The sequence below is a fragment of the Micromonospora sp. WMMC250 genome (genome assembly GCF_027460215.1).
Classification (GTDB): Bacteria; Actinomycetota; Actinomycetes; order Mycobacteriales; family Micromonosporaceae; genus Micromonospora; species Micromonospora taraxaci.
In genome coordinates this window covers 2,226,902-2,250,840 of sequence record NZ_JAPZBJ010000002.1, presented here as the reverse complement: position 1 = coordinate 2,250,840, position 23,939 = coordinate 2,226,902, and the positions used below count along the sequence as shown (strand labels likewise).

Here is a 23,939-nt window from a genome sequence, read left to right as displayed (position 1 = left end):
CACCCGCAGTGCCGCGCGGCGAGACTCAGTCGGAGCGCCGAGCCGTGTGCCCGACGGTCGCGGGGCTGGTGCCCAGATCGACACCGGTCGGCGCTGGCTCGCCGTGGCCCCGCCGCGCGTCGACGGCGAGCAGGACGAGAGCGGTCAGCGTCAACAGCCCGCCGACGAACGCCAGTGGGCGCGCCCCCGAGGTCGACAGGAGAGCGCCGCCGAGCAGCGAACCACCGCAGATGCCGGCGTTGAACGCGGTACTGACACCGGCCGAGGCGATGTCGGTGCTACCCGGAGCGAGGTGGAGCATCCGGTTCTGCACGGCCGAGCCGAACGCCGCGTAACCGAGGCCGATCCCGGCCAGGAGAGCTGCCGCGCCCGGTCGGAGCGCGCCGAGCGCGTACAGACCGAACAGCGAGGCGGTGCCGACACTCAGCGGCGTCAGCAGGGAGACGATCGGCCAGCGGTCCAGAGTTCGCGCCGCCGCCAAGGTGCCGACGACGCCGGCGGCGCCCGAGATGAACAGCAGCGGTGCCAGCATCGCGTCGCCGAAGCCGCTCACGTCCAGCAGGAACGGTGTGACGTACGTCTGCAGGGTCATGAAGCCGCCGATGCCGAGCGCTGTCGCGACCAGCAACAGGAGGAAGCGTCGGCCGTCCGGTGCCGTGCCCCGCGCGGCGCCGCCGGCGGCCGGGGGATAGGAGGGGAGGAGGACGAACACCGCCGCGGCGGTGGCCAGACCCACCCCGGCCAGCACCGCGAACGCCACCCGCCACCCGGCCTGCTGCCCGAGCCAGGTGCCCAGGGGCACGCCGAGCACCGGGGCGAGCGTCGCACCGGCGGCGAACAGCGCCACCACCCGGCCGCGCACCGCGACGGGGAAGGGCCCGGTCACCGTCGCCGTGGCGACGGACCAGAACAGCGCCTGCGCGAGGGCGGTCACGAGACGGGAGCCGGCGAGCACACCGTACGTCGGGGCGAGCGCGGCGGTGGCGTTGCCGGCGGCGAACAGGAGCATCGTGACGCCGAGCAGGTGACGCCGGGGGATCCGCTGGGTCAGCCGGGCCAGCGGTACGGAGGCCAGCACGACCACGATGGCGTACCCGCTGACCAGCAGACCCACCTGCGAGCGGGAGCGGTCGAGGTCGGGAGCGATGTGCGTCAGCAGACCGACGGGCAGCAGCTCGGTGGTGATGAACGCGAACGCGCCGAGCGAGAGCGCGACGAGCACGGCTCTGGCCCGGCGCGGTGACACCTCCGGCGTCATGGACACCCCGTTCCTGGTCACCGTCGTCGCGGGGCCACCCCGCCCTCAGCCGGTCGGGGAAGGATCGTCCGTCCGGCGGCGGAGTTCGCGCAACACACCGTGCCGGCGCAGAGCCCACACGAGACGCCGGACGCTGCGGTGCCGCACGAACAACACCGCCGCCCGGTGGATCACGCCGACGCGGTTGTCCTCCACCTGGTTGTCGACAGCCTGCCAGATCAGCTGGCGCGCTCGCGCGTTGTCCAGCACCGCCCGCAGCTCACGCCGTACCGCCGGATCCTCGGCGGCCGAAGCGATGGCGGCAGCCTGACCTGGTCGGTCCGCGAGGGGTTCCGTCAAGGCCGCGACGAGTGGCCGGCGCACGTCGTCCTGTTCGAGCAGCAGCAGCACCGCCTCGCGGATCTCGGTCGTGTCGAGACCGGACCGCAGCAGGCCCAACAGGCTGCGCTCGATCTCGTGGTCGTGGTCGGGATCGGACAGTGCGGCGAGCAGCACCGCCACCTCGTCGAGGTCGACGATGTGGCGCACGCCGTCGCGGAACTCCGGTAAGCCCCAGGCGATCTGCAGCGCTGTGACGAGATTGCGGTTCATGACCCATCGGCTACCCCCGCGTGGCGACCGACGAAACCCGACGAGCCGTCCGCCCTCATGCCGCACACCGTCTGACCTCTGCGAGAGGATCAGCACTCTGCTGCTGGCGGCGAACCCGACGAGGAGGCGGGCGACGACATGGATCTGGACAACATCTACCGCGCCGAGTACGGGCGCTGTGTCGCCACCCTGGTCCGCGTACTCGGTGACATCGACCTCGCCGAGGAGGCGGTCCAGGACGCCTTCGCCATCGCGCTCGAGAAGTGGCAGATCACACCGCCGAATCCGGGTGCCTGGATCGTGACGACAGCCCGTAACCGGGCCATCGACCGGCTGCGTCGGGAGTCGACCCGCGAGGCCCGCCACGCCCAGGCGCTCCTGCTCAGTCACCCGGACGAGCCGCAGGAGGTGGGGCCGGTGAAGGACGACCAGCTGCGGCTCATCTTCACCTGCTGCCACCCGGCACTCGCCCCCGACGCGCGCACCGCTCTCACGCTCCGCCTGCTCGGCGGTCTCGACGTGCCGGAGATCGCCCGGGCGTACCTGGTCCAGGAGACGACTGTCGCCCAGCGGATCGTGCGTGCCAAGCGGAAGATCCGCGATGCCGCCATCCCGTACCGGGTGCCCGCCGCACACGAGTTGCCGGACCGGTTGCCGCCCGTGCTCACCGTGCTCTATCTGATGTTCAACGAGGGCTACACGTCCACCGCCGGGCCGTTGATCAGGACCGACCTGTGCGCCGAGGCGATCCGACTCGCCCGCGAACTGGCCGCGCTGATGCCCGACCAGCCGGAGGTCCTGGGCCTGCTCGCCCTGCTGCTGCTGGCCGAGGCACGCCGTGCGGCTCGGCTCGGCCCGGCCGGAGACCTGGTGCTGCTGGCCGAGCAGGACCGGTCACTGTGGGACCGGAGACTCATCGCCGAGGGCCACGACCTGGTCCGCCGATGCCTGCGGCTCAACCGACCCGGGCCGTACCAGATCCAGGCCGCGATCAACGCGGTGCACACCGACGGCGCCGCCACCGACTGGCGGCAGGTGCTGGCACTGTACGACCAGCTTCTCGTGCTCACACCGACCCCGGTCGTCGCGCTCAACCGGGTGGTCGCCGTCGCCGAGGTGTACGGGCCGGCGGTGGCCCTGGCCGCGCTGGAGGAGGTACGCCTCCCGGGCTACCACCGGCTGCCCGCCACCCGCGCGGAGTTGCTGACCCGGCTCGGCCGCGACGCCGAAGCCCGTGCCGCCTACGACGAGGCCCTGGCGCTGGTCACGAACGAGACCGAACGTGCCCACCTGCGGACGCGCCGCGCCGCGCTCGCACCCACAGGCTGACGGCCACCCGCACCGTCCGGGGTCGTCCTGCGGAAGCGGGAACCCCCGGCGTCCTCAGCGGTCGTCGAGCGCCGAGGCGATCGTGGCTGGGGCGTTCAGCGGTGCCGACTTGTCCTCGGTGAGTCCGTACCGCTGGGCGACGTACGCGGGGTCCTGCCAGGTGACCAGCGAGCCGGGCTGACCGTCGTCGCGCACCATGATTCGCAGTGGCAGGTCGATGGCGATCTGGGGGTGGGCCTGCATGAGCGGCGTGCCCGCCTGCGGATTCCCGAAGATGATCACCTGTGTGTCGGGCATGCTCAGCCCGGCCTTGCGCGCGGCTGCCGCGTGGTCGACCACCGCGACGACGGCAGCGCCCGCCCGCTCCGCCTCGGCCCGCAGGGCAGCGACGGTCTCTCCGACATCGTGGGCGCTCCGTCTGGTCACCAGTCCGTCGTTCACGGCCGACCCCCGCTCACCGCGTCGCTGGGCGAATCCCTCTCATCGTGCCCGCACCTGACGACGGATCGGGGCGCTTTGCCGTAAGTGAACGCAGGTGGGCTTGGTCAGACTGAGGTACGAACCCGCGGCGACCAACAGCCCGACACCCCACACGGTGTAGGCCGGCAGGACCACAGCCAGGAACCACGCGGCGCCGTCCACGTTGTCGCCGGTGGCCCAGGCCGTCATGCCACCCACGCCGAAGTATCCGGTGAGGCCGGCACCCACGAAGTACCCCGGCCCGAGTACGAGCCAACGCGGCACCCCGCGGCCGGCGAGCGGCCGGACCCAGCCCGGCCAGATCCGGCCCCACCGGTGCACCAACGCCAGCGGTAGCAGGGTGCCGGCCAGGAACATCAGGACGACGAAGGTGACCAGGAACGCCCAGGGAACCTCCGGCGCCTTGCTCGACAGGAAACCGTGCAGCATTTCCGCGGCAAACCGGGCCAGACATGCCACGACCGCCGCGTAGCCGGCGAGCACGGCCCACCCCGGCGTCTCCCGTGACTCCGGGGAGCCGCACTCGGTACGACCGCAATGCCGGCAGGCGCCACGGGCCCGCCGTTGCTCGCGGAGGGCGACGCTGATGGTCAGTGCCCCGCCGACGGCACCACTGCCCTGCGCCAGCAGCGTGGCCCAGTCGACAGCGCCGACCTCCATGCCGAACACGCCGCCGAGGACCATCAGGAGAGTCAGCGGAAACATGAACGAGTAGAGCAGCAGCGACACCCCCGATATCCAGCCCAGCGCGGCCACCAGCCATCGGAGAGCGGTTCGGCGACGACGCTCGGATGCCCACCCGACGAGCAGGACGGTCGCTGTCGAGAGCACCGAGACCGCCACCGGAAACCACCCCTCCGGCAGGAACGACTCGCCCGGTTCGGTGAATCGTGGCGCACCGCGGCTCGCCCACACGGCGTGGACGGCCGCATACGCCACCGTCCACGCCGCAGCGCCGTACGGCAGCCGGCTTCTGGTCACAGAACCCACCATCGCGGTCGTCGGGCCGCGTCACGTCCCCCACGCGGGTGAGCCACGTCCCGCCCGAGCGGGAAGGCCGTCGTCGCCCAGCCCCGCCCGGTTCCTCGACGGCGACCGGACCAGGGCACTCAGACGCCAGCGACGCCGTACGAGCATCGTCGGCGGTGACAGCTCTCAATGCCGGCCGTGAGCAGTCCAGCCCACCGTGGCGTCGCCGTACGGGCGGCAGCCGGTGCGGCCGGGGGACGCCGGCCGCACCGGCTGCCCGGTGGTGGTCCGTCGTCACCGGAGGGGAACGGTTCGACGGCGGACCGGAGGGGGGTCGGTGCCTCGGTGGGCGAGGCTGGGGACGGGAGCGCCGGCTCAGCTGCCGTGGACCTCCAACTCCCACAGCGAGTAGCCGTACGCGGGCAGGGCCCGTTGGGTGGCCTGGACGCGCATGTAGCGACCGGTGGCCGAGAGGGCGATGTCGTCCACACCACCGTCGCCGGTGGTCGTCGTGTGGACCGTCGACCAGGTGGCGTTGTCCGGGGAGACCTGGACCTGGTAGGCCCGTGCGTACGCCGCCTCCCAGGTCAGCCGGGCCCGGTCGAGGGTGCGGGACGCGCCGAGGTCCACAGTTATCCACTGCGGGTCGGCGTAGGCGCTGCCCCAGCGGGTGGCCGCGTTGCCGTCCACGGCGTTGGCCGCGACGTGCGCGCTGCCCGGCTCGACGCTGGACGCGGTCACCGGACGGCCCCGGGAGAGCAGCGTGCTGCCGGTGGCGCTGCCGTAGACGTTGAGGTCCCACAGCGAGTAGCCCCACTGGGTCGCTCGCTGGGTGCCGTACACCCGCAGGTAACGTCCGGTGCCGGTGACCGTGAGGTCGTCGACGCCGCCGTCGCCCGTGGTCGTGGTGTGGACCGTCGACCAGGTGGCGTTGTCCGGGGACACCTGGACCTGGTACGCCCGTGCGTGGGCCGTCTCCCAGGCCAGTCGGACGCGGTTGACCGCGTAGGTCGCCCCGAGGTCGACGGTGATCGACTGCGGGTCGGCGTACGCGCTGCCCCAGCGGGTGGCCGCGTTGCCGTCCACGGCGTTGGCCGCGACGTGCGCGCTGCCCGGCTCGACGCTGGACGCCGTGACCGGGCGGTCCCGGGCCAGGTCGGTGGCGGGCGGCTCGCTCGGGCCGTCCGTCCTGATGCGCACGTTGCGGTAGTTGATGTCCATCCCGGCGCCGTCGTTCTGCAACCCGATGTAGCCGTTGGCGATGGCCCGGCTGCTGACGTAATCGTTGATCTTGACCCCGTTGAGCCAGATCTCCACCCGCTGGCCGTGTACGCCGATCTCGTAGGTGTTCCACGAACCGGGTGGGTTGAGCGCCGCCGCGCGGGCGGCCTGGTTCGGTGCCTGGAGGCTGTAGACGCTGCCGGTGGTACGCGACGGGTCGCCGTCGGTGGCGTCGATCTGGATCTCGTGACCGGCGTCGACCGGGCCCCACGGGTCGCCCTGCGGGTCGGGGAACCCGATGAAGACGCCCCCGTTGTCGTCGCCCGGCATCATCCAGTCGACCTTGAGCGAGTAGTCGCCGAAGGTCCGCACCGGATACCAGAGCAATCCCATGCCGCCGTACGAGGTGAGGGTGCCGTCGGTCAGCGTGAAGCCGCCCGGCCCGGCCTGCCGCCACTGCGCGAGGCTGGCCGGGGTGCCGTCGAACAGCGGGGTGTAGCCGGGTTCCGGCCGGCAGTCGGCAGCCACGGCGCCGGCCGCGACCTGGATGCCGCCGAGCAGCATGCGGGTGAACGTCGGGTCGCTGTAGCTCTGCTCGGTGTGACCGAGCCCGGTGTACCAGGATCGTCCGCCGCCGTAGCTGTGGCACCACGTGATCGGGTGGTCGCCACCCATCGACCCGCCGCTGTACGACGACTCGTCGAGGCTGGCCAGCACCTTGACCGCCGAGCGGGGGTTGGCGCGGTAGTTGTACCACTCGTCGGTGCGGGTCCAGGTCGACGGCAGGTGCGCCGTGGAGGCGTTGGCCCGATCCTCGGCCCGGACGGTGGCCTGCTGGGTCGCCGGGTGCGAGGCGAAGTACGCCCCGACCAGGCCGCCGTACCACTGCCAGTCGTACTCGGTGTCGGCGGCGGCGTGCACCCCGACGAAGCCACCACCGGCGGCGATGTACGCCTCGAACGCGCTCTGCTGGCCGGCGTTGAGCACGTCACCGGTGGTGCTGAGGAAGACCACCGCCTGGTACTGGGCGAGGTTGGCGGTGGTGAAGGTGGCCGCGTCCTCGGTGGCGGTGACGGTGAAGCCGTTCGCCGTGCCGAGCTGCTGGATGGCGGCGACGCCGTTCGGGATGGACGAGTGCCGGAAGCCGGCGGTCTTGGAGAAGACCAGGACCTTGGTCACTGGTGCGGCCTCGGCCGGGGCCGGGGCCGTCGCCGCACCCGCGGCGACGGTGAGCCCGGCGAGTACGGCGGCGGCGACCGCCCGGATGGCGCGTCTGCGCATGGGAGCTCCTTGTGGGAGAGGGGACGGGCGGGTCACGGCAGGGTCCAGTTCTGCGCCGCGGTGCCGTTGCACTCGTAGATCTGCAACTGCCGTCCGTTCGTCGGCGTGGACGCGGGGATGTCCAGGCAGCGGTTGGCCTGCGGGTTGCGCAGGCTGCCGTTGGGGCCGGGCACCCACTGCTGGGCTCCGTTGTTGCACGTCCACAGGTGGATCGGCGTGCCGTTGGTGGTGCCGCTGGACTGGACGTCCAGGCACTTGCCCCGGTTGCGGATGGTGCCGTCGCCGGGCAGCGTCCACTGCTGGTTGGCCTCGCCGACGATGCAGTCCCACATCTGGACGCGGGTGCCGTCGGCGGTCCCACCGGCGTTGACGTCGACGCACTTGCCCATGCCCCGGATCGTGCCGGTGCGGGGGCCGCCCGTCGGGGTGCTCACCCCGGCGCCGGTGAACGTGTAGCTGTCCAGGTCGAGCAGGGCGCCTCCGCTGCCGCCGGTGAAGACGACGTACAGGTCGTGGGTGTTGTCGTCGGGCTTGGTGACCGACGCGCTGATCTCGGTGTAGTTGTCCCAGCCGCCGGTGTTGGGCACCGTCACCCGGGCGATCTCCGGGCCGGTGGGGGAGTCGTACCGGAAGGAGGCGACGTTGCCGGCCTTGTCCGAGGACACCCGGGCCCGGACCCCGGTGATGCCCTTCAGGCTGACCCCGTGGTGCCGGACGTACTCGCCGTTCTGGATGTCACCGAGCCGCCGCCCGCCCTCGGCCCCGCTCGCGGTGATGACCTGGGGACCGTGCAGCGAGACGTAGTGTTCGGCCTGCCACTGCTTGGGCCAGAGGGTGACGTCCTTCTCCGCGGTGAGCGGCACGGCCCCGGCGGCGCCCCGGTCGGTGTAGCCGGCGCGCAGCAGGAAGAAGAGCACCGAGTCAGGTCCCGCGTGCACCGGCCCGGTGTTGACGGTGAAGCCGCACCCGGTGCCCTGCCCCTCCTCGTGCGCGTGCTCCTGGTGCCCGAGGGCCGCCCGGATCGTCACGTTCGCGCACGGGATCGTGCCGTCCTGGGCGTCGGTGGCGGTGGCGGTGGCGGTCAGGTTCTCGTCCCAGGAGAACAGGCCGCCGTCGGGGATGCCGTTGAGCGAGACGGTGGGCCGATTGTTGCCCACCACGACGGCGATCTGCGTGGTGCCGGAGCGGCCGGTCCCGTCGGACACCGTGAGCCGGGCCCGTTTGTCGCCGTTGCTGGCGTACGTGTGGGTGGGGTTCGCGGCGGTGGAGTCGACGGTGCCGTTGCTGTCGAAGTCCCACGCGTAGGTCAGCGGGTCGCCGTCCGGGTCGGTGCTGCCAGCGCTGGAGAAGCTGACGGTCAGCGGGCTGAGGCCGTTGTCGGGCGTGGCGGACGCGACGGCGGTCGGGGACCGTCCACCGGCCACGTAGTTGATTTTGTACAGCCCTGCGGCGGCGTCGCCGGAGAAGTAGCCGTTGCCGTACTCCAGCAGGTAGAGCGAGCCGTCCGGCCCGAACTCCATGTCGATCGGGTGGACGAACGACATCCCGGCCAGCACCGGCTCGATGACCGTCGGGTTGCCGGTGCGGGCGTTGCCGTTGTCGAACTGGACCTCCTTGATCCAGTTACGGCAGTACTCGGTGATCAGCAGCTTGTTGTCGTAGTACGCCGGCCACTTCACGTCGGAGACCAGGTTGGGGTCGTAGTGGTAGACCTCGGCGTGGTTGGGCGAGCCGCAGCCGCCCGGGCTGTCCAGGGCGGGCCACTCCCTGCTGCCGCCGTGCTGCTCCCAGACCAGCGCGCTCCGGGTCGGCGGTAGCTGCTGGAGGCCGGTGTTGCGTGGCGAGTTGTTCACCGGGCCGGTGCTGCCGCCGCACGGGAACCAGCCGCGCGGTGAGTTGGTGGCGAAGTCCCAGTCGTTGTAGGCGACGTTGGGTCCGCCGCAGTACGGCCAACCGTGGTTGCCCGGCGCGGTGGCCCGGTTCCACTCGTCGTACGCCGCCGGCCCCCGGTTGGCGATCGTCGCGCCCGCGTCCGGCCCGACCTCGCCCCAGTAGAGGGTGTTGCTGTTCTTCCGGTCCACCCAGACGCGGTACGGGTTGCGCACCCCCATCACGTAGATCTCCGGACGGGTTCCGCTGGTGCCGGCGGGGAAGAGGTTCCCGGTCGGGACGGTGTACGTGCCGTTGTCCTCCGGGTGGATACGATTGATCTTCCCGCGCAGGTCGTTGGTGTTGCCCGAGGTCCGCTGCGCGTCGTACTGCGCGTCGCGGCTCGTCCGCTCGTCGATCGGCGCCATCCCCGCCGAGTCCCCGCCGGAGTTGGTGTTGTCACCGACGGCGAAGTAGAGGTTCTCGTTGCTGTCCCAGGTCATCGACCCGGCCGAGTGGCAGCAGAGCCGACGTTCGGTCGGCCACTCGATGAGCCGCGTCTCGCTGGCCGCGTCGAGCACCGACGTGCTCGGGTTGAAGGTGAACCGTGAGATGCGGTTGACCAGTGGTGTCCCGGCCGGCGAGTAGAACAGGTACACCCAGCGGTTCGTGGCGAACCTCGGGTGCGCGGTGATGCCGATCAGGCCGTCCTCGAAGCGGGCGTCCAGTTGCAGTGTCAGCGCGACGGTGGTGGCGCGGGTGGTGGGGTTGTAGAGGCGGACCTGTCCGCCGCCGGAACTGGTGCCCCGGTTGATGTAGAGCACCTTGCCGTCGGGGAGGACCGACAACTCGATCGGCTCTCCCATGGAGAGGCCGCCGTCGAGCTTGACCTTCTCGAACTGGGTGGTGGCGGGTGGTGCCGCCGCCGCGGGTGGTGCCGCGACGGTGACTCCGACGATGATCGGCAGGAGGCTGGCGAGGACGGCCAGGACGACGGCCGCGGTGAGGCGCGGACGTGGTGTGCGCATGGCGGACTCCCGGGTTGGGGGCGGGCGGGACGGTCGGGTGTACGCGCACCGGTGGATGCGCGTACACCAGGGGGACGGACGGAGCCGGCCGTCGACGCCGGGGCTCGACGAGACGTTGCCGGCGTGTTCAGTGGGTGATCAGGCCGCGTTTCTCCGGGACCCGTCGCGTCTCGGTTCGCGGTCAGTGCCGCGGCCCGGCGTCCGGGGGTGTCGCGATCGGTGGCCCGGCGGCGGGTGCGATTCGTAGCTGCGGCGTCATCTTCATCGACACGATCTCCTCGGGATCGTCGTGCGGATGGAGCTCTCGCACCCCGGGAAACGCCCCGGTCCGCCCACGTCCGCCGAAACGAGGGCGATGTCGAGACGACGCGGAACGCTGCCACCGTGCCGTTCACGGCATCCGGATGAACATCGATCTACATCGTTGATGTGCAGTTAACAGTGGACGTCGGCGAGGGTCAATCCCTCCGGATCGTCGGGGTCACCTCAGGAGTGGTGCGCCGCCACGTTGATGACGTTGCCGTCCGGCGCGCGGACGAAGAACCTTCGCACGCCCCACGGCTCGGTGGTCAGCGGGTGCACGATCTCGTATCCGAGCCGCTGTGCTTCCGCATAGGCGTCGTCCACGTCGTCCACCTGCACGCTGATGACCGAGTCCTCGGGTGCGGAAGCGTCACCGGAGACGAGCTGCACGGCCGCGTCGGAGTCGGGCGAGGAGTAGCGGGCCACCCAGCCCAGACTGAACGCCTCGGTGCTCAAACCGAGGAAGTCGGTGTAGAAGCCCTTCGCGGCGCTGACGTCGGACACCGGAAGGTTGGGCAGAACGCGGATGACTCGCATGCGGGCCTCCAGTTCAGGCGATTGAGACCTCCTGATTATCCGGACGACACCGACGCGAACGTGCGACGCGGCCATCGCGCGCCGGGCCTCGTCGCGCTGGTCAGTCGGCACCGATTCCGCCCATCCGGCCTTCTCGGGCTGGGGCTCCGGAGCGGGCGATCGTGCGGGGCGGCGTTCACCACCCGCACCCGCCTGTACGCCGTCGAGACGCCGTTGGTATGTTCCCGCTCATGAAAACCGTTTTCGTTAAGGCGGCCCTGTGTCTGGTGCTGGCCACCGCGGGATGTGCCGACGGTGGAACCGCCACACCGGCCGCGCAGAACCACCTGGCCGCCCCGATCCACCTGACCAACTGCGGGCTACCCGTCAGCGTCACCGCGCCACCCCAGCGGGCGATCGCACTCGAACAGAACGCCACCGAGATCATGCTCAGCCTCGGTCTCGCCGACCGGATGATCGGCACCAGCTACCAGACCGACCCGGTGCTTCCCGACCTGCGCCAGGCATACGAGAAGGTGCCGGTGCTGGCGAAGCTCTATCCGTCGCGCGAGGCGGTCCGCGCGGCGAACCCGGACTTCGTCTACTCGACCTACACCTCCGCGTACGCCCCGGACGCCGCGGGTCCACGAGCCGACCTGGCCACCCTCGGTGTGCCGGCGTACCTCTCCGAGTTCGCGTGCGAGAAACCGGCGGACGCGACCCAGACGGTCACCTTCGACGGGATCTTCGAGGAGATCCGCGACATCGCCGGCGTCTTCGGAGTTCCGGAGCGGGCCGCGAAGGTGATCCACGACCAGCAGAGTCGTTTGGACGAGGCCCGAGGCGCGGCGCCGACGACCGCACCGGGCGCCCGCCCGTCACTTCTCTGGTACTACTCCGGCACGAGCACCCCGTACGTGGCCGGGCGCGGCGGAGTTCCGGACGCGATCAGTTCGCTGCTGGGTGTCCGCAACGCGTTCACCGATGCCAGCCAGAAGTGGCCCGCCGGCAACTGGGAGGAGATCGCCAAACGAAATCCGGACGTGATCGTGCTGGCGGACCTGACCAGGGGCGGCGACGGCGACAGCGCCCAATCGAAGATCGACTTCCTGCGACGCAACCCGGTGACGTCGAAGCTGGACGCGGTGGTCGCCGGACGTTTCGTCATCGTGCCCGGCTCGTCGATGGATCCGTCGGTCCGCAGCGTCCAGGCGGCGCAGCTGGTCGGTGCCAGCCTGCACGGGGTCGCGCGATGACCCCGCCGACCGGTACCGACGTCGTCGCGCTGGACCAGTCGGCCGCCCGGCGTCTACTCGACCTCTGGAACGAGCAGCAGTCCGCCTACGTGGCCCACCGCGACCTGCGGTTCGATGCGATGGCCGACGTGGTGCGACTGCACTGCCCCGAGGATCTCACCATCCTGGATCTGGCCTGTGGTCCCGGTGCGATCAGCGACCGGATGCTGGCCGAGTTTCCACGGGCCACCTCCGTCGCCGTCGACTACGACCCGATCCTGCTGAAGGTGGCGTGGCGTGCCTTGAGTCGGTACACCGGGCGGGCCGAGGTCCACGACGTCGACCTGGTGGTCGACGGCTGGGAGGAGGCGCTGACCGGGCGGCGAGTCGACGCCGTGCTCACCTCGACGGCACTGCACTGGCTCGCGCCGGAGCAACTGCTGCGCGTCTACACCACAGTGGCGCGGCTACTGCCCGCCGGTGGCGTGCTGCTCAACGCCGACCACCTCCGCTACGGCGAATCGGCGCCCACCCTGCGCGACGTCGCCGGTCGACACGACGCGCAGGTGCAGCAGGAGGCCTTCGCCGCCGGAGCCCTCACCTACTCCGACTGGTACGCCGAGGCGGCCCGACACCCGGAACTGGCCGGGCTGGTCGCTGAGCGCGATCGGCGGTTCGCCGACCGACCGCCGCAGGCGTTGGCCCCACTGGAATTCCACCTGGCGGCCCTTCGCACGGCCGGCTTCGCCGAGGTCGGCACAGTCTGGCAGTACCTCGACGACTATGTGGTGTTCGCCCGCCGATGAAGCTACGAGCCGCACCATCCGTCGTCTCGGCGAGCAACCCGCCCACGCCGAGGCGACAAGACTCGTCACCTCCCGCCAGCGTGCCGAAACTCGGCCGGTACGTTCTGCCGCTGGCCTTTCTCCTACTGCTGGTCACCATCGCGGCGGCGGTCAGCGTGGGCTCGGCCGACCTGCCCGTGGACAGCGTCCTGCGCGCGGTTGCCAGCCACGTGGGCCTGCCGGTCCAGCCCTTACCGGCGTTGCCGGACAGCATCGTGTGGGATCTCCGGCTGCCCCGGGTGCTGCTGGCCGCATTGGTAGGCGCCGGTCTGGCGGTGTGCGGCGCGGTGCTCCAGGCGCTCACGCGTAATCCGCTGGCCGACCCGTTCCTGCTCGGTGTGTCGTCCGGCGCCTCCACCGGCGCGGTGGCGGTGCTGGTCCTCGGCATCCGGATCGGCGCCGGCCCGGTCGATCTGACCACCGGCGCGTTCGTCGGCAGCATGGCCGCGTTCGGCGCGGTCCTGCTGCTGGCCGGTCGGCGGGCCGGCGAGCCGACCCGGATCGTTCTCGCCGGGGTGGCCGTCTCGCAGCTCTTCAGCGCGGTGACCAGCTTGATCGTGATCTCGGACGCGCACACCCAGGACACTCGTAGCGTCACGTTCTGGCTGCTCGGTTCGCTGACGGCGGCGTCGTGGCAGGCGGTGGCGCTGAGCGCCGTGGTTGTCGGGCTCGGCGTGCTGGTCTGCTGGACCAGTGCGACGGCGCTGGACGCGTTCGCGTTCGGCACCGATACCGCTCGTTCGCTCGGCTTTTCTCCCGGGCGTACCCGGCTGCTGCTGTTCAGCGTCACAGCCCTGATGGCGGCCACGCTGGTCGCCGCGAGCGGTGCCATCGGCTTCGTCGGGCTGACCGTGCCGCACGCCGTCCGGTTCCTGCTCGGCACCCGGCATCGCACGTTGCTGCCCACCTGCGCGGTGATCGGCGCGATCTTCCTGGTCTGGGCGGACACTGTGGCGAGGACGGTCTTCTCGCCACAGGAACTGCCGGTGGGCGTGCTCACCGCGCTGCTCGGGGTGCCAGTGTTCGCGCTGGTCATGCGACGTCGGATGGGCACACCATGATCGGGTCGGACGCTGCCGGTCGAAGCGTGGAGAGCGATGGTCGGGCGGCCGGCGGTGCCGGAGAGGACCGGCCAGGCGGTGACCCGTACCGGGCTGGAGCCTTGCCGGCGCGGCTGCACGCGGACGGGGTCGGGTGGGGTGTGGCCGGCGCACGCATTCTGGCCGGGGTGGCGCTCACCGCCGAACCGGGCGTCACGGTCGGGCTGCTCGGGCCGAACGGCTCCGGCAAGTCGAGCCTGCTGCGGCTACTGGCCGGACTGACCCGACCGGAGTCCGGGAGGGTGCTGCTCGACGACGTCGCGGTAGGGGCGATACCCCGACGCGCCCTCGCCCGGCGGATCGCGGTGGTCACCCAACAGGTCGCCACCGACGTGGAGATGTCCGCACTGGAGGTGGTTCTGCTGGGCCGGATCCCGTACCGGCCACGTATCGCCGGGGTCGGCGCCGCAGATCTGGACCTGGCACGGCGCGCTCTCGCCGAGGCCGGTCTGGCCGGCTTCGAGCAGCGGCGCTGGTCCAGCCTGTCCGGCGGCGAGCGGCAGCGGGTCGACCTGGCCCGTGCCCTGGTGCAGGAACCAGATTTGCTGCTGCTCGACGAGCCGACCAACCATCTGGACATCCGGCACCAACTGGAGCTGCTGCGGTTCCTCGCCGAGTCGACCAGCACCGTCGTGGTGACCCTGCACGACCTCAATCTGGCCGCCCAGTACTGCGACCGGTTGGTGCTGCTGTGCGACGGCCGGGTGGTCGCGGCGGGTACGCCCGTCGAGGTTCTCACCTCACGCCGGATCGAGCAGGTCTACCGGGTACGCACGGACGTGGTCATCGCCCCTGACGGCCGGCCCCGAATCTGGTACCGCAGGCCCTCGCCGTAGCGGCGGAGCGCGCCCACCCTCGGCAACGGCGCGGAGCGGACGGGGGAGGATACGACAATGGAGCGCACCTTGGCCGACATCCTGGAGGCGGCGACGCACGGGGACTTCCCGCCGCCGGACGGCGGAACCACAGTGGTCGCGCAGCCGAGCCGCCGCGACGCCGGGGTCATCGCCTTCACCGGCCACTCGGTGGTGTTCACCGACGAGGACCCCCAATGGGTACGCCGTACGTTGGCCGCTGTCGAGTGCGACCCCTTGGCGGCCACGATGAATCCGCGCTTCCTGGGTGCTCTGCTCGACCGCACCCGGCGGTCCATGGACACCATCGACCTGTTGACAGTGGCGAGCTGCCTCGCCGGGGCTCCGCCGCTGAAGCTGACCGAGCTGACCGAGGCTGATCATCCGCGAGAGGTCAGGGCCCGTCGGCGTCGTGACGACGTGCGCGTCTGGGCCGCCGAGGGTGGGGTGATCGTTCTCGGCCGAGGGGTGGCCGGCCGCTGGGAGGTGGCGATCGAGGTCGACGACGAGCACCGCCACCGGGGCCTGGGGAGAGCGCTGGCAACAGCCGCCCGGCACCTGGTGCCGGACGGTCGACCAATCTGGTCCCAGCAGGCCGTCGGCAACGCGCGCAGCGTGCGCGCCTTCCAGGCGGCCGGGTTCCGGCCGGTGGGTGCCGAAGCGTTGCTCCTCGCGGCGTAGGCACAGCTCGCGCGTCGCAGGCCACACTGTGGACGTACTCGTGATGGGGCGGGACGTTTCCGCGATCACGCCCGGGGGCATCTCGGCGGGAGATTCACACGCCAGTCACCCCTTGAACGAGGAGACCGATATGTCCGCCCAGGCATTTCTCTACATTGTCGCCGTCATCCTGATCGTGCTCGCGGCCCTGCCGCTGCCCACCCGGGGCTTTTCGCTCGCGCTCCTCGGGGCCGCCTGCGCCCTGCTCGCGTACGCCTGGCCGGTGATCACCGCCTGACCGGAGGCTGTCGTACTCCTTCGACGCGGGGCCGACGGATCGACGCTTGCTGAGCTTTCTTCACAAGCGTAGGAAGAACACCACCGTCGGCCCTTCATCGATCCGCCACCCTGCGTCGAAGGAGATGCGTGTGACCACTTCCCGAGGGCTCCGTCTCGCCGTGTCCGTGCTGGTGACCGCGGGCGCCGTCCTGCTCGGCACGGCTGCCCCCGCGGCACCGCCAACAACTCCGGGACCGGCCGGACGTCCGTCCTGCGACCCGATCGACCCGACGGCCTGCCTGCTGCCGTTCCCGAACGACTACTTCACGGTGCCCGACCGGACCAGCCCCACGGGCAAGCGGGTCCGGCTGGCGGCCTCCGCCATGCCGGCCAACGTGCAGGGGACCCCGATCGACCCGACCGAGTGGAACCGGCAGGACGGGTTCAGCCCCGGCTCACCCATCCTGGTTCGGGTTCCCGGCCTCGACGTGGCGGCGACCGGCATCGCACCGGTCACCGACATCGGCCGCTCGCTGGCACCGGACGCGCCGATCGTCCTGCTCGACACGCGGACCGGGAAGCGCACGCCGTACTGGGCCGAGTTGGACGCGCACGCGGTCGGCCGGCCCGATCGGCAGGTGCTGATCATCCGGCCGGCGATGGCTCTGACCGAGGGCGCCCGCTACGTCGTCGGCCTGCGTGGCATGCGCGACGGCACGGGGGCGACGATCCCGGCGCCGACAGCGTTCACGTCGTACGTGACAGGTGCCGGCCTCGGCCGTCGGGACGGTCGCGTCCCGCAGATGAAACGGATCGTCGCCGACCTGACCAGGGCCGGCGTCAAGCGGCACACCCTCTACCTGGCCTGGGACTTCACCGTCGCCAGCCGGCAGGGCCTGACCGGGCGGATGCTGGCGATGCGGGACAGCGCGTTCGCCGCCCTCCGTCGGGCCGCGCCGTCGTTCACCGTCACCCAGGTGACCGACTACGCCCCGGAGCAGGATCCGCTGATCGCCCGTCAGGTGACCGGCACCATCGGCGTACCGTCATATCTGACCGGCGACGGCGGGCCCGGCTCCCGGCTGCACTACGGACCAGCCGGCGGGCCCGGAACGCCGCCGACACCGAACGCCCTGCCCACTCCGTCCGGCACGACACTGGCGGCCGACTTCGTCTGCACCATCCCGCGCAGCGCCACCGCCGCCAAGCCGGCTCACCTCTCGCTCTACGGCCACGGCCTGCTCGGCAGGCCGACCGAGGTCAACGCCGGCAACGTCAGGACGATGTCGAACACCCACAACTTCACCTTCTGCGCGACCAGCTGGATCGGCATGGCAGCCGCCGACGTTCCCTACGTGGCCGGCACCTTCACCGACCTCAGCGCCTTCCCGGCGGTGGCGGACCGCTTGCAGCAGAGCTTCCTGAACTTCCTCTTCCTGGGCCGCACGATGATCCACCCGGGCGGGTTCGCCGCCCACCCGGCGTTCCGCGACGCCACCGCACGGCCGCTGATCAATCTGGCGGGCGGGCTGCACTACGACGGCAACAGCCAGGGCGGCATCAACGGCGGGGCACTCACCGCCATCGCGCAGGACTGGACCCGTTCCGTGCTCGGCGTACCGGCGATGAACTACTCCACGCTCCTGCAACGCAGCGTGGACTTCGCCCCGTTCCAGACGGTGATGGACGGCTACTACCCGGACAAGGCCGACCAACAGCTGATCCTCGCGCTGCTGCAGATGGTGTGGGACCGGGCCGAGGCCAACGGGTACGCGCAACACCTGACCGACCGGCCGCTGCCGCGTACCCCGGCACACCAGGTGCTGATGCACGTGGCCTTCGGCGACCAGCAGGTGTCGCCCGCCGCGGCCGAGGTCCAGGCACGCACCATCGGTGCCCGCCTGCACACCCCGGCCCTCGCCGACGGCTGGTCCTCGGACGTACGCCCGTACTGGGGCATCGCGCCGATCCGCAGGTACCCGTACACCGGTTCGGCGATGGTGGTCTGGAACAGCGGCGCGGCTCAGGCGCCACCGCCGACCAACCTCGCACCGGCCGGGCCGGAGTACGGCGACGACTCGCACGAGTTCCCGCGCGCCCAGGCCGGCGCCCAGAAACAGAAGGCGATCTTCCTGCTCACCGGCACTGTCGTCGACGTCTGCGCGGGCAGGCCCTGCCCGTGACGCCGGGCCCGCCGGGAGGACCATCCCGGCGGGCCGGCGTGCCCTATGACCGTGGCGTCATCCCCGCGAGCAGGGCCTTGAGTACGCGATCGACGTACTCGTGCGTCAGCGGCTCCTGCGTGATGAGGAACTGGAAGTAGAGCGGGCCGGACAGGATCGCCATGGCCGCGTCCAGGTCGAGGTCGGATGAGATCTGCCCCTGCTGCTGGGCGCTCCGCAGCCGGGCGACGGTCCGGTCCGCTTGCGGGCGGATGAAGCGTTCGTTAAGGGCGGCGGCGACCAGCGGATCGTGCTGGGCCTCGCCCACCAGGGCCCGGTAGAGGGGGCCCAGTGGCGGCTGGCCCAGGAGGTCGACCGCCGCGTGGATCTGTTGGCGCAGATCGGCAACGATGTCGCCGGTGTCGGGGTAGTCGAGTGCGGGCTCGCCGGAGGTGAGCACCGCGTCCAGGAACAGAGCCCCCTTGGACGGCCAGCGCCGGTAGATCGTGTGCTTGCCGACGCCGGAGCGGGCCGCGACCCCCTCGATGCTGAGTTTGGCGTAACCGACCTCCTGCGCCAGCTCCAGTGTCGTACGCATGATCGCGTTGGTCCGGTCGGCGGCCCTGGTGCGGCGGTCGTCGCTCATGCCGTCACTGTAACGGCACGGCACGTGCCGTTGACAAGTCGGTGAGTGCGTGAACAGACTGGGCGCGATCCACAAACGACACGGCACGTGCCGTGTCCCTGCCTCTGACACCCATGTCATCGCCCACGCCATGACGTGCGACCCGCCCGCCCCCTCTACCTCTCCGGCTCCACGAGCCGTGAACACCTGACCGACCGAAGGGAAGCGCCATGACCGAGACGCTGAGCTGGAACGCCGACAGCAACCCGCACCCCCCGCCTGCGCGGAGGTCGCGCAGCCGGCGATTCGACGTCGACCGCTGGCAGCGGCGGTTCGACGAGCTGCGCCACACGCACCACGTCCCCGGCGCGAGCCTGGCCGTGCTGCTCGACGGGCAGGTCCACGAGCTGGCAAGTGGTGTGCTGCACCGAGGCACCGGCGTGACGGTCACCCCGGACTCGGTGTTCCTGTCCGGCTCGATCGCGAAGGTCTACACCGCAACGCTCATCATGCGGCTCGCCGACGAGGGGAAGCTGGACCTCCGCGCGCCGGTCGTGGACGTGCTGCCGGAGTTCGCGACCCCCGATCCCGAGGCGACCAGGACGATCACCATTCGGCAGTTGCTGTCCCACACCGGTGGCGTCACCAACGACTTCAACTTCGACGGCGGCCGAGGTGACGACTGCCTCACCCGATACGTCAGCGCCGCCCGACGGGTGGCGCTGGACTGCCCGCCCGGCACGGCCATCTCGTACGGCGGACTCGGTTACATCGTCCTGGGCCGCGTCATTGAAAAACTCACCGGCCTCACCTGGGACCAGGCGCTCAAGAACCTGCTGTTCGAGCCGCTCGGCCTGGAACGCTCGATGACGCTGCCGGAGGAGGCCCTGCGCTTCCGCGTCGCCATGAGCCACCTGGGCGAATCCGGCGGCTATCCCGACCCGGCCCCGTCCTGGGACCTGATGCCTCGCGCCATCGGTCCGGCGGGCAGGGTCATCGTCTCCGCCGGCGACATGGCCCGCTTCGCCCGGATGCACCTCGACGGCGGCCTCGCGCCCGACGGCACCCGGGTACTGTCCAACGATGCTGTCGCCGCCATGCGACACCGCGCGGTCGACGTACCCGACAAGTGGACGGTGAGCGCCGACGGGTGGGGTCTGGGGTGGACCCTCTACGACTGGGACGGCATCCCCGGCTACGGCCACGACGGAGCGGCCATCGGCCAGTACGCCTACCTGCGCGTCGTACCGCACGCGAACCTCGCCCTGGTCCTGATGACCAACGGCGGCGCTGCCCGCCTGCTCTACGCCGACCTGTTCCGCGACCTGCTCGCCGAACTCGCCGACGTCACCATGCCCGCCCCGTTCGCCCCGGCCCCCGTGCCACAGTCGATCGACCTCGAACCGCTGCTCGGCACGTACCGGCGCGAGGGGGTCGTCCTCACCGTCACCCGGACCGACGACGGCGAGCCGCATCTGCGGTACGAGTTCGTCGACGACATGAAGGACATGTCACCGCCCCTGGAGATGAAGCTGGAACCTGTCACCGCAACGGTCTTCGCCGCCTCCGGCGCGGGACCGTCCTTCAGCGAGGACTACATGCCGGTGGTCTTCTCCACGCTGACCAACGGCACTCAGGTCTGCTACGTGGGTATGCGCGCCACGCCCAAGGTCGACTGAAAGCGAAGCGGGGCGCTGGCACAGCCAGCGCCCCGCCGTGGTGCACCGTCGAGTACGGCGGTCAGCAGCGCACCTCGGTCTCCTTCTGTGCCACGTCCGAGATCCCGCCGAGGGCGCGGGTGCACACCGACAGGGTGTTGGCGCCCAGGGACCAGACCTCCTTGCCGCTGGAACACTGCAGGTCGCGCAGCGTGCTACCGGTCACGATCGAGGTGCAGACCTGGTACGCGCCGTGAGTCTCCCGGTACTGCTGCCACACGTACGTGTAGGCGTAGTTCTTGCCGCAGCCCTTGTACTGCTTGACCGAAGCCGCGGTCTGGCCGCCAACTGTGACGTACGCGGTCGCACCGATCTGGACCGAATCCACGCAGCGCGGGTTGGTCTCGGCGTACGCCGGTCCGGTGAACGCCAACGTCGCGGGCACCGCCAACCCGGCGGCCGCGAGGATGCGCACACCACGTCGGGAGAGACTCTTCATCGGTGACCTCCTTCAATGCACCGGGACCGTGGAGCCCGGTGTCGTCGATGCACCACATTGATCGCCGCCAGCACCCGTTCGGTAGCCTCTGACACGCTCTGACAACGCCTGACGACGCCGTCTGACATGGGGGAGTGATGAAGGACCAGCGTGCCGCCACGGATGGAGTGCAGGACCGGTTGGCCGCAGGAAGGTTCGCCGAACAGTTACGCGCACTGCGGACCGAGGTGGGCGACCCGTCCTTCCGGAAGATGGCTGGTCGGTCGGGCCGGATCTCGCACACGACGCTGCACGAGGCCGCAGCGGGGACCAGGTTCCCCTCCTGGGAGACCACGCGGGAGTTCGTCCGAGCCTGTGAGGCGGACGAGACCCAGTGGCGGCGCAGGTGGGAGGAGGCGCAGCGACCGGCCCCGGCCCAGGGCATCCCGGACGCCGGCCCCACGCCGGACGTCGCCGAGCCCGGGTCCGACGTCGCCGAGTCGGCGGACCTCGGAGCCGAGCCCACCGCGACCGGCGCCGAGGCCGCTGGCAACCCGGAACCGTCGACGACCCACGGGCGGATGGTGACGGGTGGCGCGCTGTCCTCGGCGGAGCATCGGAGCGACCTGCGGGTCGCCGGGTACCCACCGGTCGAAGAGGATGCTGGAGCGCGCAGGAGCCGCTCGCCGTGGCTGGCCGCCGCAGCGGTGGTGATGGTGGTGGCGGTGATCGCCGTCCTGGGCGTGACCCTGCGGGACCTGTCGTCGCGGGACGGCGAGGACACTCCCGCGGCGCCGGCGTCGTCTGGCTCGTCACCGTCACCGTCACCGTCGTCGTCGGCGTTCTCGGACTCGTTGATCGCCGGCGACTCGAGCAAGTTCGTCGCGGACGTCACCATCCCCGACGGCACGCGAGTGAAGGTGAACAGCCAGTTCGTGAAGGTGTGGGCCCTCGCGAACGTGGGGAAGGTCGTCTGGCACAACCGTTACCTGGCGCGGACGAACCCGACCGCCGACGCCGACGGTTGCCAGGTGCCGGATCGGGTGGCGATCGGTGACACGCCACCCGGAGAGCAGGTGATGATCAGCGTTCCGGTCACCGCGCCGAGCAGCCCCGGGAAGTGCTGGGTCAGCTGGAAGATGGTCGACGAGAACGGGCAGGAGTTCTTTCCCACCCGCCGGCCGGTGTACTTCATGGTCACCGTCACCGCCTGAGCGCGCCGTGAGCGGCGTCCGGGTGCTGCCGCTTCGATGTCAGGCCCGGGCGCTCCCAAGCTGACAACACCGCATTCGTCCAGGTCGGAGACGGCCTGACGAATCTGACAGGCCAACGGGGTACCGAACAGCAGGCACCTCCTCGCACTGTGATGTCCGTTCCCAACGCGACTCACCACCCACGAGGAGGATCAACCTTGCGCCGTCCCTGGTTAACCGTCGGGCTCGCCGTGCTCTGTGTGGCAGCGAGCGTCCCGGCCCACGCGTCGGCCGCGACACCCGACACCACCGCCCAACGGGCCGTCACCACAGCCGCGCTGCCGGTGGTGGACATGGAGGCCACAGTCCTGGCCGCCCAGATCGACCCGCGCCGCGCCGACAACACGCTGACCCCGGGTGCGAAGAGTTCCGTGCTCGCCGTCGAGCAGGCGCTCCAGGCCCGGAACCTGCTCGACGCGCAGTGGGTCGACGGCTACTTCGGCACCGTCACCATCTCGGCGTACGCGGCCTACCAGCGCTCGCTCGGCTACAGCGGTCTCGCCGCGAACGGACTGCCCGGCACGACGTCGTTGACCAAGCTCGGGCAGAACCGGTACACGGTCGGCAACCCGATCGGACCGGGCGGCAAGGTGCAGCGCGACGGGCAGGTCGTCAACGCCCGTACTCAGGCCATGCTCACCGAGGCCCAACGTCTGCTCGGGTACGCCCTGGTGCTCGAACAGGGCTCGTACAACCCGGGGGGTGACCCGACCTCGGCCGGTACGCACGACGGCGGTGGCGTGGTGGACATCGCGGTCACCGGCATGACCGCCGCCAAGCGCACCGCCGTGGCCCGGGCGCTCCGCCAGGTCGGGTTCGCCGCCTGGGTGCGTAACCCGAGCCAGGGTGACTGGCCGTGGCACATCCACGCCACGGCGATCAACGACACGGACCTGTCCAGCCAGGCGCAGCACCAGGTCGGGGACTACTACCTCGGCCTGAACGGCCTGGCCAACCAGGGCCCTGACGACGGCCCCCGGATCCCGATCAGGACCTGGGAGCAGTACCAGCGCGGGCAGTGACCCGCACCCCTCACCGTTTTCGGAAAGGACACCATGAACATCCGTAGGAGCCTCGCCGCCGCCGCTGTCGCGCTGGCCGCGACCACCTCGATCCTCAGCGTCGCATCGCCCGCGTCGGCCGCTGCCCGAGACGGGGTCTGCGACAGCGGCGAGTTCTGCTATTACTACAACAGCGACAACGCCGGATCGGTCTCGGACTTCACCGGTTCGCTCGACGACTACGGCACCGAGCAGCCCTCGTGCTACGACTTCAAGGGCGCCGGCGCCGGCAAGGGCCTGTGCATCAAGAACGAGGCCGCCTCGGTCTGGAACCGGAGCACCAAGACCGTGCGCGTCTACTACAACAGCGGTTACGCCGGTTCCTACCAGGACTTCGCGGCCGGTGCGAAGGGGAACCTCAACGCCACGCTGAAGAACAACAACGCCTCGCACCAGTTCTCGCCGTCGACGCGTACGAACATGTCGTACGCCCTTTACCAGGCCAGCGGCGGCGCTGTCACGTGCGGCTTCGACGGGTACACCACGACGCCCGGCCGGCACGAGGGCATCGACATCGCCCGCGGCGTCGGCTCGGACGTACGCGCCCTGGTCGCCGGAACGGTCACCTACGTCGCGCGGGGCGCCACCGGCAGCGGTGGCCTGTCCACGATCGCCGTCTACAACTCCTCGCTCAACAAGACGGTGATCTACCTGCACACCGCGCCGAGGTCCGGGGTGAGCGTGGGCGACGCCATCAGCAAGGGCGAGATCATCGCCGACGAGTCGTGGCACGGGGTGTCCTCCAGTTCGGGCGCGCACACCCACGTCGAGGTCCGGGCCGGCCGGCAGACCCACGCGGCCGTCAGCGTCGGCGATCCCACTCTGGACAACGCCGACCCGACCTCGTTCTGGAACTCCCAGGGCTACAACGAGAGGTAGGACGT

21 protein-coding genes are annotated in these 23,939 nt (G+C 70.8%); 12 read left to right on the top strand and 9 right to left on the bottom strand.

Going from position 1 to position 23,939, the window contains the following annotated elements:
- Positions 1 to 25: 25 nt before the first annotated feature.
- On the bottom strand, positions 26 to 1,258 hold the full coding sequence (locus tag O3438_RS09730; protein ID WP_269679656.1) for an MFS transporter: 1,233 nt from the start codon (positions 1,256 to 1,258) through the stop codon (positions 26 to 28).
- Between the two features lie 45 nt (positions 1,259 to 1,303).
- Positions 1,304 to 1,849, bottom strand: a complete 546-nt coding sequence (locus O3438_RS09725) for a hypothetical protein (protein ID WP_269679655.1) — start codon at positions 1,847 to 1,849, stop codon at positions 1,304 to 1,306.
- Between the two features lie 138 nt (positions 1,850 to 1,987).
- Here O3438_RS09725 and O3438_RS09720 point away from each other — a divergent pair, with 138 nt between their 5' ends.
- Entirely contained in the window at positions 1,988 to 3,178 is a 1,191-nt protein-coding gene (locus O3438_RS09720; protein WP_269679654.1) for an RNA polymerase sigma factor, read from the top strand.
- Between the two features lie 54 nt (positions 3,179 to 3,232).
- Here the strand turns inward: O3438_RS09720 and O3438_RS09715 are convergent, their stop codons facing one another.
- The 5 genes from O3438_RS09715 to O3438_RS09690 all read right to left on the bottom strand — a co-directional run bounded on the left by O3438_RS09715 (position 3,233) and on the right by O3438_RS09690 (position 10,866).
- The gene (locus O3438_RS09715) at positions 3,233 to 3,604 is read right to left on the bottom strand and encodes a DUF302 domain-containing protein (RefSeq protein WP_269679653.1); all 372 of its coding nucleotides are present in this window, start codon (positions 3,602 to 3,604) and stop codon (positions 3,233 to 3,235) included.
- Positions 3,605 to 3,658: 54 nt separating this feature from the next.
- Entirely contained in the window at positions 3,659 to 4,639 is a 981-nt protein-coding gene (locus tag O3438_RS09710; RefSeq protein ID WP_269679652.1) for a hypothetical protein, read from the bottom strand.
- A 363-nt stretch (positions 4,640 to 5,002) separates the two neighbouring features.
- Entirely contained in the window at positions 5,003 to 7,129 is a 2,127-nt protein-coding gene (locus O3438_RS09700; RefSeq protein ID WP_332367455.1) for a ThuA domain-containing protein, read from the bottom strand.
- A gap of 32 nt (positions 7,130 to 7,161) precedes the next feature.
- A complete protein-coding gene (locus O3438_RS09695; RefSeq protein WP_269679651.1) occupies positions 7,162 to 10,026 on the bottom strand; it encodes a ricin-type beta-trefoil lectin domain protein in 2,865 nt (954 codons plus the stop codon).
- A gap of 486 nt (positions 10,027 to 10,512) precedes the next feature.
- Positions 10,513 to 10,866: a VOC family protein gene (locus tag O3438_RS09690; RefSeq protein WP_269679650.1), complete on the bottom strand. Its 354-nt coding sequence runs from the start codon at positions 10,864 to 10,866 to the stop codon at positions 10,513 to 10,515.
- 230 nt (positions 10,867 to 11,096) lie between these two features.
- On the opposite strand from O3438_RS09690, the gene O3438_RS09685 reads away from it, so the two are divergent.
- The 7 genes from O3438_RS09685 to O3438_RS09655 all read left to right on the top strand — a co-directional run bounded on the left by O3438_RS09685 (position 11,097) and on the right by O3438_RS09655 (position 18,001).
- Positions 11,097 to 12,101: an ABC transporter substrate-binding protein gene (locus O3438_RS09685; RefSeq protein ID WP_269679649.1), complete on the top strand. Its 1,005-nt coding sequence runs from the start codon at positions 11,097 to 11,099 to the stop codon at positions 12,099 to 12,101.
- A complete protein-coding gene (locus O3438_RS09680; RefSeq protein ID WP_269679648.1) occupies positions 12,098 to 12,886 on the top strand; it encodes a class I SAM-dependent methyltransferase in 789 nt (262 codons plus the stop codon). The genes O3438_RS09685 and O3438_RS09680 overlap by 4 nt, the downstream gene beginning before the upstream one ends.
- Positions 12,883 to 13,986, top strand: coding sequence for a FecCD family ABC transporter permease (locus O3438_RS09675; RefSeq protein ID WP_269679647.1), 1,104 nt, complete (start codon positions 12,883 to 12,885; stop codon positions 13,984 to 13,986). The genes O3438_RS09680 and O3438_RS09675 overlap by 4 nt, the downstream gene beginning before the upstream one ends.
- Before the next feature lie 26 nt (positions 13,987 to 14,012).
- Positions 14,013 to 14,861: an ABC transporter ATP-binding protein gene (locus O3438_RS09670; protein WP_269679646.1), complete on the top strand. Its 849-nt coding sequence runs from the start codon at positions 14,013 to 14,015 to the stop codon at positions 14,859 to 14,861.
- A gap of 57 nt (positions 14,862 to 14,918) precedes the next feature.
- Positions 14,919 to 15,560 (top strand): GNAT family N-acetyltransferase, encoded by a 642-nt coding sequence (locus O3438_RS09665; RefSeq protein WP_269679645.1) that lies wholly within the window; start codon positions 14,919 to 14,921, stop codon positions 15,558 to 15,560.
- Between the two features lie 112 nt (positions 15,561 to 15,672).
- Entirely contained in the window at positions 15,673 to 15,837 is a 165-nt protein-coding gene (locus tag O3438_RS09660; RefSeq protein WP_269679644.1) for a hypothetical protein, read from the top strand.
- A 130-nt stretch (positions 15,838 to 15,967) separates the two neighbouring features.
- On the top strand, positions 15,968 to 18,001 hold the full coding sequence (locus O3438_RS09655; RefSeq protein WP_269679643.1) for a hypothetical protein: 2,034 nt from the start codon (positions 15,968 to 15,970) through the stop codon (positions 17,999 to 18,001).
- 43 nt (positions 18,002 to 18,044) lie between these two features.
- On the opposite strand, the gene O3438_RS09650 is transcribed toward O3438_RS09655, so the two are convergent.
- Positions 18,045 to 18,626 carry a TetR/AcrR family transcriptional regulator gene (locus tag O3438_RS09650; RefSeq protein ID WP_269679642.1) on the bottom strand — a complete coding sequence of 194 codons (582 nt, stop codon included), beginning with the start codon at positions 18,624 to 18,626 and terminating at the stop codon, positions 18,045 to 18,047.
- A 209-nt stretch (positions 18,627 to 18,835) separates the two neighbouring features.
- On the opposite strand from O3438_RS09650, the gene O3438_RS09645 reads away from it, so the two are divergent.
- Positions 18,836 to 20,284 (top strand): serine hydrolase domain-containing protein, encoded by a 1,449-nt coding sequence (locus O3438_RS09645; protein ID WP_269679641.1) that lies wholly within the window; start codon positions 18,836 to 18,838, stop codon positions 20,282 to 20,284.
- Between the two features lie 61 nt (positions 20,285 to 20,345).
- Here O3438_RS09645 and O3438_RS09640 read toward each other — a convergent pair whose 3' ends face one another.
- On the bottom strand, positions 20,346 to 20,762 hold the full coding sequence (locus O3438_RS09640; protein WP_269679640.1) for a hypothetical protein: 417 nt from the start codon (positions 20,760 to 20,762) through the stop codon (positions 20,346 to 20,348).
- Between the two features lie 137 nt (positions 20,763 to 20,899).
- Between O3438_RS09640 and O3438_RS09635 the strand changes: the two genes are divergently transcribed.
- The 3 genes from O3438_RS09635 to O3438_RS09625 all read left to right on the top strand — a co-directional run bounded on the left by O3438_RS09635 (position 20,900) and on the right by O3438_RS09625 (position 23,934).
- On the top strand, positions 20,900 to 21,955 hold the full coding sequence (locus tag O3438_RS09635; protein ID WP_269679639.1) for an NBR1-Ig-like domain-containing protein: 1,056 nt from the start codon (positions 20,900 to 20,902) through the stop codon (positions 21,953 to 21,955).
- 197 nt (positions 21,956 to 22,152) lie between these two features.
- Positions 22,153 to 23,016 (top strand): peptidoglycan-binding domain-containing protein, encoded by an 864-nt coding sequence (locus tag O3438_RS09630; protein WP_269679638.1) that lies wholly within the window; start codon positions 22,153 to 22,155, stop codon positions 23,014 to 23,016.
- A gap of 33 nt (positions 23,017 to 23,049) precedes the next feature.
- Entirely contained in the window at positions 23,050 to 23,934 is an 885-nt protein-coding gene (locus O3438_RS09625; RefSeq protein WP_269679637.1) for a peptidase inhibitor family I36 protein, read from the top strand.
- Positions 23,935 to 23,939 lie beyond the last annotated feature (5 nt).